The organism is Marinobacterium sp. YM272, assembly GCF_050908845.1.
Taxonomy (GTDB): Bacteria; Pseudomonadota; Gammaproteobacteria; order Pseudomonadales; family Balneatricaceae; genus Marinobacterium_D.
Genome location: NZ_CP194171.1, coordinates 2,412,533 through 2,425,699 on the forward strand (window position 1 = coordinate 2,412,533; position 13,167 = coordinate 2,425,699).

The 13,167-nt window shown below is 58.4% G+C and carries 13 protein-coding genes; 4 read left to right on the top strand and 9 right to left on the bottom strand.

What is annotated here, in order from left to right:
• Positions 1-29: 29 nt before the first annotated feature.
• The 5 genes from hpaE to hpaH form a co-directional block, all read right to left on the bottom strand.
• Entirely contained in the window at positions 30-1,565 is a 1,536-nt protein-coding gene (hpaE, locus tag ACQUQP_RS10815) for a 5-carboxymethyl-2-hydroxymuconate semialdehyde dehydrogenase (protein ID WP_432695041.1), read from the bottom strand.
• 69 nt (positions 1,566-1,634) lie between these two features.
• Positions 1,635-2,417 (bottom strand): fumarylacetoacetate hydrolase family protein, encoded by a 783-nt coding sequence (locus ACQUQP_RS10820; RefSeq protein ID WP_432695042.1) that lies wholly within the window; start codon positions 2,415-2,417, stop codon positions 1,635-1,637.
• 3 nt (positions 2,418-2,420) lie between these two features.
• The gene (locus tag ACQUQP_RS10825; protein WP_432698694.1) at positions 2,421-3,089 is read right to left on the bottom strand and encodes a fumarylacetoacetate hydrolase family protein; all 669 of its coding nucleotides are present in this window, start codon (positions 3,087-3,089) and stop codon (positions 2,421-2,423) included.
• A gap of 33 nt (positions 3,090-3,122) precedes the next feature.
• Entirely contained in the window at positions 3,123-3,929 is an 807-nt protein-coding gene (hpaI, locus tag ACQUQP_RS10830; RefSeq protein WP_432695043.1) for a 4-hydroxy-2-oxoheptanedioate aldolase, read from the bottom strand.
• A gap of 21 nt (positions 3,930-3,950) precedes the next feature.
• Complete coding sequence (gene hpaH / locus ACQUQP_RS10835) at positions 3,951-4,754, bottom strand: 2-oxo-hept-4-ene-1,7-dioate hydratase (protein WP_432695044.1); 804 nt, start codon at positions 4,752-4,754, stop codon at positions 3,951-3,953.
• Between the two features lie 348 nt (positions 4,755-5,102).
• On the opposite strand from hpaH, the gene ACQUQP_RS10840 reads away from it, so the two are divergent.
• The 4 genes from ACQUQP_RS10840 to ACQUQP_RS10855 all read left to right on the top strand — a co-directional run bounded on the left by ACQUQP_RS10840 (position 5,103) and on the right by ACQUQP_RS10855 (position 8,519).
• Positions 5,103-5,489, top strand: coding sequence for a 5-carboxymethyl-2-hydroxymuconate Delta-isomerase (locus tag ACQUQP_RS10840; protein WP_432695045.1), 387 nt, complete (start codon positions 5,103-5,105; stop codon positions 5,487-5,489).
• A 113-nt stretch (positions 5,490-5,602) separates the two neighbouring features.
• Positions 5,603-6,643 (top strand): TRAP transporter substrate-binding protein, encoded by a 1,041-nt coding sequence (locus ACQUQP_RS10845; RefSeq protein WP_432695046.1) that lies wholly within the window; start codon positions 5,603-5,605, stop codon positions 6,641-6,643.
• Between the two features lie 12 nt (positions 6,644-6,655).
• Entirely contained in the window at positions 6,656-7,171 is a 516-nt protein-coding gene (locus tag ACQUQP_RS10850; protein WP_432695047.1) for a TRAP transporter small permease, read from the top strand.
• A 19-nt stretch (positions 7,172-7,190) separates the two neighbouring features.
• Complete coding sequence (locus ACQUQP_RS10855; protein WP_432695048.1) at positions 7,191-8,519, top strand: TRAP transporter large permease; 1,329 nt, start codon at positions 7,191-7,193, stop codon at positions 8,517-8,519.
• Positions 8,520-8,724: 205 nt separating this feature from the next.
• Here ACQUQP_RS10855 and ACQUQP_RS10860 read toward each other — a convergent pair whose 3' ends face one another.
• The 4 genes from ACQUQP_RS10860 to osmF are packed head-to-tail and all read right to left on the bottom strand — an operon-like array spanning position 8,725 to position 12,496.
• Entirely contained in the window at positions 8,725-9,468 is a 744-nt protein-coding gene (locus ACQUQP_RS10860; RefSeq protein ID WP_432695049.1) for an ABC transporter permease, read from the bottom strand.
• Positions 9,469-10,440, bottom strand: coding sequence for an ABC transporter ATP-binding protein (locus tag ACQUQP_RS10865; RefSeq protein WP_432695050.1), 972 nt, complete (start codon positions 10,438-10,440; stop codon positions 9,469-9,471).
• Entirely contained in the window at positions 10,440-11,594 is a 1,155-nt protein-coding gene (locus ACQUQP_RS10870; protein WP_432695051.1) for an ABC transporter permease, read from the bottom strand. The genes ACQUQP_RS10865 and ACQUQP_RS10870 overlap by 1 nt, the downstream gene beginning before the upstream one ends.
• On the bottom strand, positions 11,594-12,496 hold the full coding sequence (gene osmF, locus ACQUQP_RS10875; protein WP_432695052.1) for a glycine betaine ABC transporter substrate-binding protein OsmF: 903 nt from the start codon (positions 12,494-12,496) through the stop codon (positions 11,594-11,596). Before osmF ends, ACQUQP_RS10870 begins: the two co-directional genes overlap by 1 nt.
• Positions 12,497-13,167 lie beyond the last annotated feature (671 nt).

A 13,167-nucleotide genomic window follows, 5' to 3' on the forward strand; every position in this document is an offset into this window, starting at 1 on the left:
CGCAATCAGTCTAACACTCTGCTAGCAGATCAGCCTTTACCGAGCTGGGGTACGCGGTGGGTGCCGTGTGCGATGCAGACGTTCTTGGTTTCCATGTAGAAGTCGAAGCTCCAGTCACCACCGTCGCGACCGATACCGGACATCTTGATACCACCGAACGGAGACGGCAGGTTACGGTTGTTCTCGGAGTTCACCCACAGCATGCCAGCTTCGACATGCTTGGCCATACGCATGGCGCGGCCGGTGTTCTCGGTCCAGATGTAACCGGACAGACCGTACTCGGTATCGTTGGCGATGGCGATCGCTTCCTCTTCGGTATCGAAGGAGATAGCGGTCAGTACCGGGCCAAAGATCTCTTCCTGGGCGATGCGCATCTTGTTGTTGGCACCGGTGAACAGGGTCGGCTCCAGGTAGTTACCGGCCGGGTCGATGTTGCCACGTGCTTCATCGATGCGCTTGCCGCCGACAGCGATGTTGGCACCGTCTTCTTTAGCGATATCGAAGTAGCTCAGTACTTTCTTGTAATGCTCGGTAGCAACCAGCGGGCCGACTTCGGTGTTCGGGTCCAGAGAGTGACCAACCTTCAGGTTGCGTACACGCTGCTCCAGGGCTGCCATGAACTTGTCACGGATACCGCTTTGGATCAGCAGACGGCTGGAGGAGGTGCAACGCTGGCCGTTGAGGCTGTAAATCATGAACACGACAGCGTCCAGAGCACGTTCGAAGTCGGCATCGTCGAATACGATTACCGGGTTCTTGCCGCCCAGTTCGAAGTGCATGCGCTTCAGGGTGTCAGCACCCTGACGCATGATGTGGGAACCGGTAGCGGATTCGCCGACCAGGGCAACGGCTTTGATCGCCGGGTGCTCGGTCATGCGCTTGCCGGCAGTCTCGCCGAAGCCGTTAACCATGTTCCATACGCCCTTGGGCAGTACTTCGTCAGCGATTTCCGCCAGGATGTAGGCGCTCAGCGGGGTCAGCTCGGCCGGCTTGTGTACCACGGTACAGCCAGCGGCCAGTGCCGGAGCGATCTTCCAGGTGGAGAGCATGAACGGCGTGTTCCACGGCGTGATGATGCCGACCGGACCGATCGCTTTACGCACGGTGTAGTTGGTGTGCTCGTCCTGATGCAGCGCCAGGCCGTTCTGTGCTTCCGGTGCCTTGTCGGCGAAGAAGCGGAAGTTGGCGGCGCCACGTACGGCAGCCTGCTTCATGAAGCGGATCGCCTGACCACAGTCCATGGACTCAACCAGTGCGATCTCGTCGGCGCGCTCAACCAGACGGTCGGCGAACTTGTTCAGCAGGCGCTTGCGCTCTGCGCCCGGCATGGAAGACCATTCTTCGAAGGCGTTCTCGGCCGCTTCGCAGGCAGCATCCATGTCAGCGACAGAACCGGCCATGACCTTACCGATAGAGCTGTTGTCGGTCGGGGTGTAGTTGTCGTACTCGCTGCCGCCGTTACCCAGGGTGAATTCACCGTTGATGTAATGGCCGGTGGTGTTGTTCTTGAAACGCTCCAGGTATTGCTGGGCGCGTGACAGGTTGGTATCCAGTGTATCGCTCATTGTTTGTCTCCCGGTCAGTCTGATCCCGGTGCCGGCACCTTTGCTCGGCGCCCGGGACGGGTTTTATTCTTAGTATTTGTCGCCGTAGTATTCCTGCTCGCTGACCATGCGGGTCTCGAGTGAGCAGATATCTTCGATGGTGCAAACGACGGTGTCGCCCGGCTGGCAGTCAACGATACCGTGGGGTGTACCGGTGCAGATCATGTCGCCCGGGTTCAGGGTCATGATCTTGCTGAGGTATTCGATAACGAAAGGCACATCAAAGATCATATCTTTGGTGGTACCGTCCTGAGTCAGCTTGCCGTTGACCGTAGTGGTCAGCTTCAGCGCGTTGGCATCAGGGATATCCGCGGTATCAACGATCCAGGGACCCATCGGCAGCAGCGAATCGCGGCTTTTTACGCGCAGGTTGGGGCGGTAGTAGTTTTCCAGGTAATCGCGGATCGCAAAGTCGTTGCAGACGGTGTAGCCGGCGACGTAATCCAGTGCATCTTCACGCTTGATGTTCTTACCTGTCTTGCCGATCACGGCGACCAGCTCGCACTCGTAGTGCTGATAGTCGATGTTGTCGGGACGGTAGCTGACCTGTTTATGGCCGGTCAGCGTGTTGGCGTGCTTGACGAAGATGAGCGGCTCTTTCGGCGGCTCAAATGCCAGTTCGCTGGCGTGATCGGCATAGTTGATACCCAGCGCGAAGATGGTGCCCGGCTGTTTCACCGGCGGCAGCCAGGTGATCTGGTCGGAGTCCAGTGCCACGTCCAGCACTTCACCCTCGGTGGTGGTGATGCGGTCGTCGGCAGAGATGTCGATATCCAGTTCGCGGCCGTCAAAAACAATACGTGCGTGTCTCATGGCTCAGGCACCTCCCAGTGTGTTTGTCAGGGTGCCTACACCCTCGATCTGTGCATCTACTTTTTCGCCCTTGGCAACGGCAACGCGGTCACCGGCGAAGCCTACGGCAATGATTTCGCCCGGCTGCAGGGTCATGATGCGTGAAATAATGCTGATCAACTCGGCAACACTGCGCTGCATATCAGCCAGTTCGAAATTACTTTTCAGGTGGCCGTTGACGCTGAGGGTTACGCGCAGCGCATCCGGGTTGGCGATCTTGTCAGCGGGAATGATCTCCGGACCGACAGGGGCTGAACCATCCAGGCACTTGCCCTTGATGTCGGGGCGGTAGTAGCTCTCTTCCGGCAGGGAAAAGTCGCTGACGATGGTGTAGCCACCGACATAGTCCAGCGCTTCGTCAGCGGATACACGGCAGGTCTCCTTGCCGATAACTACACCCAGGCTGGCGCCCACTGCCATGGCCGGCACGTCGACACCGTCAAAGTCTTTTGCCCACTCGACTTCGGCACCATCGGTGCTCCAGGTGTTACGCGGCTTGTAGTACAGAACCGGCTGGGTAGGGGGCTTTTTGTAGGGCGCTTCGTTAAAGCTGCTCTCGAGTGCAGCCAGCTGGGCCTTGTCGTTCAGTGCGACGCAGACCAGTTTGCTGTTAACCAGTGTATTTGTTGTCATATTCAACCTATGTCTCTTAACTGTCAGCTCGGATCAGTAGCCCGCCTGGGGCTTCTCATCTTCGACCGGCTTGCCGCTCTTGAACTGCTGAGCCAGTTTGCGCGTTGCCTGGGCCAGGATCATGGTGTCGACACCAACGCCGACGAAACTGGCACCCTGGCTGATGTATTGCTCGGCCAGTGACGGGTCGAGGCAGAGCAGACCGGCGTATTTGCCGGCTTCACGTATCTTGTTCAGGCCGGTATTGATCGCTTCGACCACCACCGGGTTGCCGGCATCGCCGATATACCCCATGGAGGCGGACAGGTCGGACGGCCCGATAAACACGCCATCGACGCCATTGACGGCGAGAATCTCATCCAGGTTCTCCATGGCGCTGGCGGTTTCCACCTGCACAATCAGGCAGATCTCGTCGTTGGCTTTTTTCAGGTAACCCGGAATCTGGTTCCAGCGCGCGGCGCGGGCCAGTGAGGTGCCCAAGCCACGGATGCCTTCCGGCGGGTAGCGCACGGCGCGCACCAGCTGTTTGGCCTGTTCGGCATCTTCGACCATCGGGACCAGCAAGGTTTCTACGCCGATATCGAGCAGCTGCTTGATCAGCGCGGTGTCGCCCTCGACGCAGCGCACGATCGGCGCCACGTCATAGGGGGCCACGGCCTGCAGATGGCTCATGATGGTGCGCAGATCAAACGGTGCGTGTTCGCCATCAATCAGCAGCCAGTCGAAACCGGCCAGGGCGGCAATTTCCGCCGCGCTGTTATCCGGCAGGCCCAGCCAGAGGCCGTACTGCGGCTGGCCGCTTGCCTGACCCTGCTTGAAACGGTTTTTCGGCATCTCCATCAGAGATCTCTCCTGTACCTGTTATTCGAAGCGCAGCCCGATACCGCCCAGGGGACCGAAGTCCGCGTGGATGGTATCGCCGGCTTTGACCGGTACCGGACGGGTGAAGGAGCCGGCGAGGATAATCTGACCCGGTTCCAGGCCCACCCCGTGGGGTGCGAATCGCTTGCAGACCCAGCTGATGCCCTTGGCCGGATGACCCAGCACGCCGGAGGCCAGTCCGGTCTCTTCGATCTGACCGTTCAGGTAGAGCGCGGCACCGGCCCAGCGCAGATCCATCTCGGTGGGTTTGATCGGACGACCGCCGAGGATGATGCCGGCGTTGGCGGCGTTATCGGCGATGGTGTCATACACCTTGCGGGTGTAGCCGGTTTCCGGATCGGTACGCATGCAGCGTGCCGCGATCAGCTCCAGAGAGGGGATAACATAGTCAGTTGCATTGTAGACGTCGAAGATGCTGACGTTTTCGCCGAACAGCGGTTCCTTGAGTACGAATGCAAGTTCAACCTCAATGCGGGGGTCGAGAAAGTCGGACGCTTTCAGTGTGGCGCCGTCTTCAAACAGCATGTCGTTAAGCAGGACACCGTAATCAGGCTGATCGATATTGACCGCCATCTGCATGGCGCGTGAGGTCAGGCCTACCTTGTAGCCGATAACGGAGCGACCAGCTTCGATCTTCTGATCGACCCAGGCCTTCTGTACGGCATAGGCATCGGCCATGGTCATATCGGGGTGTTCCAGCGTAAGCGCAGGAATCTGCTTACGATCGACTTCGGCCTGGTAGAGCCGGTTGGCTGCTGCTTGGATCTGCTCGTTACTCAACATGTTGTGACCTAACCTTTATCTCTGTCGGATAACTTGATGATTGCTGCGTTGCATGCCGGGCCTCTGCTTGGCTCTAGCCGCGGGTGAGCGATCATTGCTTTATTATTAACGTATTAACTATATGCCTGGAGCCGAGCGGCTTCGTTTGCAAATGGTATGAGCTCATTTTAGTTAACATCTTAAGTAAGTCAACCATCGATGTTCATCTTCAGTGGTATCAACCTTCTTCTGATTGACAAAAGTTAATATGTTAATTAGCTTCTAACCCTGACGGCGTCCCTGCCGCCTGTGGGCTGTAAGGCGCATCTGAGATACCGATAACTACTGATAACAACAGGAAACGACGTAATGCCCCACTTTATAGTTGAATATTCGGGCAACCTGCATGACAAGCTGGACTTTCAGCCACTGTTCAAAGCGTTGCATGAGTATGTCGTCTCAACCGGCGCTTTCCCGATCGGTGGGGTGCGCAGCCGCGCCATCCGTTGCAATGACTTTCGTGTGGCAGACGGGCGGGAGGATTTCGCGTTCCTGAACCTCAATCTGAAGATTGGTCATGGCCGTGACATGGAGTTGAAGAAAGAGGTCGCCGCCCGGGTGTTCGAGATTCTGTGTGACTGGATGAAGCCGATCACCGATAACGGATACTGCCAGATCTCATTCGAGATGACAGAGCTTGATCCGGTGTTGAAATTCAACAAAAACAACATACACCCGTTATTCGCCAAGTCCTGAGGCGAGGCAGGTTGTTCGCTTGTACGTGCCGCTGTTAGTCGGCGCGGTAATAAGAATGAAAATAATAACTTAATATATTAATAACTATAAAACCAAGCTGAGGAAAGGTAAAAATGACTGGCTATAAATTGATTTCAAAAATAAAAGCCACCGTTGCAGTAGGCGCACTGACCCTGTCGGGCAGCGCCTTCGCGGAAACAGTACTCCATGTGGGTACCTGGTTGCCGCCGACCAATCCGATGAATGCCGTAGTCTGGCCGACCTGGTCCAAGTGGGTTGAAGAGGCAACGGAAGGGCGGGTTCGTGTCGAAATCCAGGATGGTCTGGGACATCCGAAAACCCTGTTCCAGATGGTCGAGGACGGCATCGTTGACGCCAGCTTCAGCTATCACGGCTATGTGCCTGGCCGGTTCAAGCTGCCGCAGGTGGTAGAGCAGCCGGGTCTCGGTGTAACGGCCGAAGCGGGTTCTGTGGCGCTATGGCGCGTGTACGACCAGTACTTCAAGGACAGTGACGAGTTTGTTGGCCTGGAAGTAATCGGTATGTTCACCCATGGCCCCGGCTATATCCACTCGAAACAGCCGATCACCTCCTGGGATCAGATCAAGGGACAGAAAATCCGCATCGGCGGCGGCGTCCAGACCGACCTTGGTGAGCGCATGGGCATTACCCCGGTAGCGGCTCCGGCACCCAAGGTGTACGAGATGTTGCAGCAGGGTGTTATTGACGGCGTATTCCTGCCGATGGGTGAACAGAAGGCGCTGCGCCTGCACGAGGTCGCACCCAACGTGACCGTATTACCGGGCGGCATGTACCTGGGCAGCTTCTCCATCTTTATGAATCCTGATTTCCTTGACGACCTTGACCCGAAAGACCGCGAGGCGATTCTCAGCGTCTCCGGCGAAAAGCTGTCGCAGATGGCCGGCAAGGCCTGGGATGCGTTTGATGAAGAGGGCCTGAAAGTAGCTCAGGAGACCGGCGTTAACGTTATCAACGTGAAAGAAGGCGATCCGATGGCGGTCGAGTTCAACACCCTGATCGAAGGTATGAACGACGCCTGGGTCAAGAGTGTCGAGGATCGCGGGGTGGATGCCCAGGCAGCGATCGATGACCTGCAGAGCATCGCCCACACCTACGCCAGCGAGCAGCAGTAACAGGTACTTCAAATGTCTATTGTCGCATGGGTTAATGCCCACTACGACGAGCGGGGGCCGGTCCGCTGGCTGGCCTTCGCCTTGGAAGTAGTGGCTGCAGCAGTACTCTTTTTTCTGATGGCGCTGACCTGCGTGGATGTGGCCGGGCGCTACCTGTTCAGTAATTCCGTGGATGGTGCCACCGAGCTGACGGAAATCGGTCTGGCGATCATGATTTTCGCCGAAATGCCGGTGGTTACCTGGCGCGGGGGGCATATCGTTGTCGATATTCTTGACCGTGTCCTGGGTAGCAAGCTGGTTAAGGCGCTGGGGCTTCTGGCTGCGCTGGTGATCTCCACGTCGATGTATTTCCTGGGTGTGCGCATCTTTGAGTTGGCTGAGCGCTCTCTGCGGCGTGGGGTCGAGACCGAATATCTCGGTATACCGACCGGCTATATCGTTGAATATATCGCGGTGATGAGCTGGTTCACGGCATTCGGGATGATCAGTTACGGTATCTACCGCATTCTGACCTCGCAAACAAAATAAAGCCTGAAGGGTAGTGTCTATGTCTGTTGTACTGCTCGGATTTGCTGTCCTGCTACTGCTGATCCTGGTCGTCAGAATGCCGATCGCCTTTGCCATGGGGCTGGTTGGCTTTTTCGGTTTCGCCGCGCTGATGGGGCTGGAATTCAACAACCTGTTCGATTTCCGCTGGAACGGTGTGCTGTCCATGGCCTCCTACCGGGTGATCGATACGGTGCAGGAGTACAGCCTGTCGGTGATCCCTCTATTTATCCTGATGGGGAACCTGGTCACCCGCTCCGGCCTGTCGCAGGAGCTTTACCATGTTTCCAACGCCTTTCTGGGGCACCGTAAGGGTGGTCTGTCCATGGCCACGGTGGTGGCCTGTGGCGGTTTCTCCGCGATCTGCGGTTCAAGCCTGGCAACCTCGGCCACCATGGCGAGGGTGGCGATGCCGCCGATGCGTAAATATGGCTACTCGGATGCGCTGGCGACCGCCTCGATCGCGGCCGGTGGTACCCTGGGCATCCTGATTCCGCCCAGTGTCATACTGGTGATCTACGGCCTGCTGACAGAATCCAGTATCCGTGAACTCTTTGCCGCCGGTTTTATTCCCGGCATGCTCGGTATCCTGCTTTACCTCGCTGCAGTGAAGTATGTGGTGTGGCGTGATCCGTCACAGGGACCGGCAGGAGAGCGGATGTCCTGGCCGGAGCGTCTGGAGGCGCTGAAAGGTATCTGGGGTGTATTGCTGCTGTTCGTGATCGTCATGGGCGGCATCTACCTGGGTGTCTTTACACCGACAGAAGCGGCCGGTATCGGCGCGGGCGGTGCGTTTCTGATCGCCCTGGCGCGACGCCGTCTGTCGCTGGCGATCCTGTTCGAAACGCTGAGCGATACCGCCCGTACTTCGGCGATGCTGTTTGGTGTCGTGATCGGTGCACTGATTTTCTCCGACTTCATCAACCGTGCCGGTCTGCCCGATGCGCTGCTGGGGATAGTGACCAGTCTGGATGTGGCGCCCATCGTGGTGATTCTGGTGATCCTGGCGATCTACATCGTGCTGGGGATGGTGTTCGAGAGCCTGTCGATGATGCTGCTGACGGTGCCGGTGTTCTATCCGCTGGTGGCCAGCATGGGCTTCGACCTGGTCTGGTTCGGTATCGTTGTCGTAGTGGTGACGGAGATCAGTTTGATCACTCCGCCGGTGGGCATGAACGTCTTCGTACTCAGTGCGGTACTGCGCGACGTGAAGACCGGTACGATCTTTAAAGGGGTTACGCCCTTCTGGTGTGCCGATATAGTACGTCTGGCGCTGATCGTGTTCGTGGTTCAGATTTCCATGTTCCTGCCGGACCTGCTTTATCGCTAAGCTCTTTACACCCCGACCAGGGGCCTTGGATTGAACCTAAAGCGGCTGCCAGATTGACCAACCTGGCAGCCGCTTTTTTCTGCATTCACCTAAAGTCAGCCTCTGCCAAAACAGGGTGTCGGTGCTTTAAGGGCCTTTCATCAGTGTCGGCTAAAGGTGCCTGTCGTGCGTTTTTCTTGGCCTTTTCCCTTCCTGCTCAGACCGCCTAATCCAGCGCCGTAAACCGCCTCTCCAGCTTCACGAACAATGCATCCAGCAGCATCGCCATCAACGCGACGATCAGGCCGCCGTGTAGCACGAAGGCGAGGTTATCGGTGAGGATGCCGGCGATGATCACTTCACCGAGTCCTTTGGCGGCGACGGTTGAGCCGATGGTCGCTGTGCCGATGCTGATAATGACCGACAGGCGCATACCGGTGATGATCAGCGGCAGGGCCAATGGCAGTTCCACCTGCCAGAAGCGTTGCACACCACTCAGACCGAGGCCGCGCGCGGCCTCTTTGACGGTCTCCGGAACTTCGCTCAAACCGGCCAGGGTGTTTTCAAACACCGGCAGCAGGCCGTAAAGGAACAGGGCGATCAGTGTGGGCCAGGAGCCGAAGCCGACGGCCGGCACGGCCAGGGCGAGGACGGCCACCGGCGGCAGTGTCTGGCCCAGGTTGGCCAGGGCGCGGGCAAGGGGGAGAAAGTCGCTGCCACTGGGGCGGCTGACAAGGACCGCCGCCAGTATGGCGATAACCGAGGCGGCGGCGATGGCGATCACGACCAGAAGCAGATGCCAGCCTACCAGATCGATAAAGCTGTCGCGGGCATAGATGGCCGGTGCGTTGGCAGGCGCAAGCGGCTCCAGCAGCGGATTGAGGCTGTCACTGCCCAGGGTTAGCCAGACGAGAAGCAGCAGGGGGATCAGGGCGCCGCGCCAGTGCCGCCAGATGTTTTTGCCGCTCATTCAGGCCTCCGTGCCCGGCTCTTGCGGCCTTTGGCCGATACTGAGCAGCCGCTCCATGCTGATGGCGCCGCAGGTATCACCGTTCTCGGAGGTAACGCGCAGCACCGGGCTCTGTTGCCAGATCTGCCGCGCCAGGGCATCGCGCAGGGTGGCGCTGGCTTCGATACTGGGTGTTTGGTCACCCAGGTCAAAATTTTCCGGCTTTTCCATCAGGTCCGCGATAGTGCGCAGGGACAGCAACCTCAGGGCGCGTTCTTCACCGCCCACCAGGTTACTGACAAAGCCTTCTCGGGGGTTGCGCAGCAGTTCCTCCGGCGTGGCCTGTTGCAGCAGCTTGCCGCCATCCATCACCGCGATCCTGTCCGCCAGCCGGATCGCTTCCTCGATATCGTGAGTGACGATGATCAGCGTAATGCCCAGCAGCCGCTGTATCTGTTTGAGTTCCAGTTGCAGGCGTTCGCGGGTCAGCGGGTCCAGGGCACCGAACGGTTCGTCCATCAACATCAGGTCGGGTTTGGCGGCCAGGGCGCGGGCGACGCCGATGCGCTGCTGTTCGCCACCGGATAGACGGTTTGGCTTGCGATGGGCAAAGGTATCAAACTCCATCTTCAGCAGTTCCAGCAGCTCGCGTACCCGGTCGTCGATCTTTTGCTCACTCCAGCCGAGCAGGCGCGGGACCGTGGCAATATTTTCATAGACGGTACGATGAGGAAAAAGCCCCACGCCCTGAATCGCGTAACCTATCCGTCGTCTTAACTGCTCGGGGCGCTGTTCACGGATATCCTCGCCATCGATCAGCACCGTGCCGCTGCTCGGTTCGATCAGCCGGTTGATCATTTTCAGCGTGGTGGATTTGCCGCAGCCGGAGGTGCCGATCAGGGCGCAGATCTCACCGGTATTGACCGTTAGATTCAGGTCGTCCACCGCTTTCTGCTCGCCAAACACGCGGCTGAGGTGCTTAAGCTCGATCATCAGTTCTCCCTCTGTGTCAGCGCGATCAGGGTATCGATCACCATCGCCGCCACAAACGCCAGCAGAATGGTGGGCAAGGTGCCGAGCAGAACCAGGTCGGTGGCGGTCTGGCCCAGCCCCTGAAAGATATAGGTGCCATAGCCACCACCACCGATCAAACCGGCCACGGCCACCAGGCCGATATTCATGGTCAGCACGATGCGCAGGCCAGAGAGCATCACCGGCAGTGCCAGTGGCAGCTCGACCTGCCAGAGCCGTTGCCTGCGGCTCATGCCCATCCCCCTGGCCGCCTGCAGAATCGCCGGATCCAGTCCGTCGAAGCCGGCGGCGGTATTACTGACGATCGGTAGGAGCGAATACAGAAACAGTGCGATAAGCGCAGGCGCGGCGCCTATGCCCCGGATACCGAACTCTGACAGCAGCGGAAAGGCAGCGGCCAGCAGGCTTAACGGGATCATCAGCAGGCCGAACATAGCCAGGCTCGGGATCGTCTGCAGCAGGCTCAATACCGGCAGCACAGCCGCGCGCAGACGTTCTGAGCGGTGGCAGCGGATGCCGAGGGGCACGCCGATCAGCAGGGCAGGCAGAATGCTCCCCGCGACCAGCAGCAGATGCCGGCCTCCCTGTTGCCAGAAACGCTCCTGATTACGGTATTCCAGCATCAGCGAAATCTGGTCCCAGAGCCCGCTGGCGAGCAGGGAAAACAGCAGTGCCAGGTAGGTCGCTACCAGCGCGAGACGGGGCAGGGGTGTCATCCGCAGTTTAACCAGCGCATCGGTCATCAGCAGACCGAGCAGCAGTAGCAGTGCCCAGAAACCGCTGCCCAGGGACACCCGGGCAAAAGGTCCCTGGTTTTCCAGCAGGGCTCCGGTGCTGGAACCCACGGCGCTGATCAATAGCAGCAACGCCAGCGCGTTGAGAATCAGCCGGGGCCAGAAGCGGCGGGAAAAAACAGCGCTGAGCAGGGCCAGCAGCAGGGCGGGAAGAAACAGGAGGAACCCGCGCTGCTGCCAAAGCTCACTGAGCGCGATGCCCTGGCCCGGCATAATCCGGTTGGGCTGCAGGTTGACCAGCGGCAGCAGGGTCAGCGCAATCAGGCTGGCCAGCGCGAGGGTCAGCCCAAGTCGGTCGACGCGGTGATCAGGAAAAAGCACTAGTTTGCTAGTCCGAGTTCCTCAAGATAGCTGGCAGCCACATCGCTGGCGTTCTCGCCGCCGATGGCGATGCGAGCGTTTAGCGCCTGCAGGGTTTCCAGGTCGAAGGATTCGAACACCGGTGCCAGCAGCTCCGCAATCTCAGGGTGAGCGTTCAGCACCTCCTCGCGGATGATCGGCGTCGGTGCGTAAACCGGTTGCACGCCCTTGTCATCGGCCATTACCACCAGGCCGACGGCGGAGATGGCGCCATCGGTACCGTACACCATGGCGGCATTGGTGCCATCGGTCTGCAGCGCGGCGGCCTTGATGGTAGCCGCGGTATTGCCGCCGGAGAGCACCAGCAGTTGAGAGTCGTTCAGGCTGAATCCATAGGTCTGCTGAAACGCGGGCAGCACCGCCGGGCTGGATACAAACTCTGCTGACGCTGCCAGCTTGATCGTGCCGCCTTCACTGACGAAACGGCCGAAGTCGCTCATGCTGGCGAGCTTGCCTGCATCGGCAACCTCCTGGCGTACCGCGATCGCCCAGGTGTTGTTGGCATCCGCGGGGGTGAGCCAGACAATGTTGTTGGCGTCGTAATCCAGCTGTTTCGCCTTCTCATAGCCGGCCTCGAACGATTTCCATACCGGGTCGTCCGCCTGATTGAAGAAGAATGCGGCGTTGCCGGTGTATTCGGGGTAGATATCGATCTCGCCGGAGGTGATCGCCTTGCGAACGATGGGGGTACCGCCAAGCTGAACTCGGTTCTCCACCTCCAGACCTGCATTATCGAGGCGCTGATAGATCAGATTGCCGAGCAGGCTGCCCTCGGTGTCGATCTTGGAGGAAACAACGATCGACTCAGCCTGGACCGAGGCGGTAAGGCACAACCCCAGCAGGGGGATCAGGTAGCGGGTCATCAGGTCATCTCCCTGTCGTTTTCTTCTGCGGTAAAGCTCCGGGCACCAGCGCGCCGGCCGACTCATAATCTGTTTGAGCCTAACACAAGCTTTTGATTTTTGCGGTCTGTGGGGAGTGATCAAGGTTAAGAACGTTCTTGGCCACCAGTGCGTGCTCGCAGCGCGGTGTAACTATGAAATCTTCTGTCGAGGAGAATCAGTATCACATAGGAGGCATTGCGGGAGTTCGGGAGGAGGGCGTCACGTTCGGCCCAAGGCTGCCAGAATAGACAGGGCTAGCGCATCGACCGCTGTTGGCACGAAGCGGATTTTGGCTGTGCCCTATGATGTAATCGCCCTGGCGAGCTATAGGCACGGAGCAATCACTGGCGCATGGCTCCACTAAAAAATCTCAAGCGTTAAAATGACAGAGGCCTACTGACGACCCGAAGTACGGAAGGATAAAAACAGAGGCAGCACCGCAACCCGGTGTTACCAAAACAGTGTGTTACCTTCCTACCCATGCCGAACTGCTTAAACCGTAGCGAATGGAAACAACCTTCAGCTCGCAAACGTAACAGTCAGAAGGATTAAGGTAATAAATATAATAAAAACAAAGATTTAAGAAATTGGCACGCGATCTGCCTAGTATAGGCGCACAACAACAACGACGGTCTTAGATCGCCCGGCGG

Excerpts from the sequence above, each read along its gene's own strand:
- ACQUQP_RS10825 (WP_432698694.1), bottom strand. The coding sequence starts at position 3,089 with ATGACAACAAATACACTGGTTAACAGCAAACTGGTCTGCGTCGCACTG.
- hpaE (WP_432695041.1), bottom strand. The coding sequence starts at position 1,565 with ATGAGCGATACACTGGATACCAACCTGTCACGCGCCCAGCAATACCTG.
- osmF (WP_432695052.1), bottom strand. The coding sequence starts at position 12,496 with ATGACCCGCTACCTGATCCCCCTGCTGGGGTTGTGCCTTACCGCCTCG.
- ACQUQP_RS10865 (WP_432695050.1), bottom strand. The coding sequence starts at position 10,440 with ATGATCGAGCTTAAGCACCTCAGCCGCGTGTTTGGCGAGCAGAAAGCG.
- ACQUQP_RS10845 (WP_432695046.1), top strand. The coding sequence starts at position 5,603 with ATGACTGGCTATAAATTGATTTCAAAAATAAAAGCCACCGTTGCAGTA.
- hpaI (WP_432695043.1), bottom strand. The coding sequence starts at position 3,929 with ATGGAGATGCCGAAAAACCGTTTCAAGCAGGGTCAGGCAAGCGGCCAG.
- ACQUQP_RS10855 (WP_432695048.1), top strand. The coding sequence starts at position 7,191 with ATGTCTGTTGTACTGCTCGGATTTGCTGTCCTGCTACTGCTGATCCTG.
- ACQUQP_RS10820 (WP_432695042.1), bottom strand. The coding sequence starts at position 2,417 with ATGAGACACGCACGTATTGTTTTTGACGGCCGCGAACTGGATATCGAC.
- ACQUQP_RS10860 (WP_432695049.1), bottom strand. The coding sequence starts at position 9,468 with ATGAGCGGCAAAAACATCTGGCGGCACTGGCGCGGCGCCCTGATCCCC.
- ACQUQP_RS10850 (WP_432695047.1), top strand. The coding sequence starts at position 6,656 with ATGTCTATTGTCGCATGGGTTAATGCCCACTACGACGAGCGGGGGCCG.
- hpaH (WP_432695044.1), bottom strand. The coding sequence starts at position 4,754 with ATGTTGAGTAACGAGCAGATCCAAGCAGCAGCCAACCGGCTCTACCAG.
- ACQUQP_RS10840 (WP_432695045.1), top strand. The coding sequence starts at position 5,103 with ATGCCCCACTTTATAGTTGAATATTCGGGCAACCTGCATGACAAGCTG.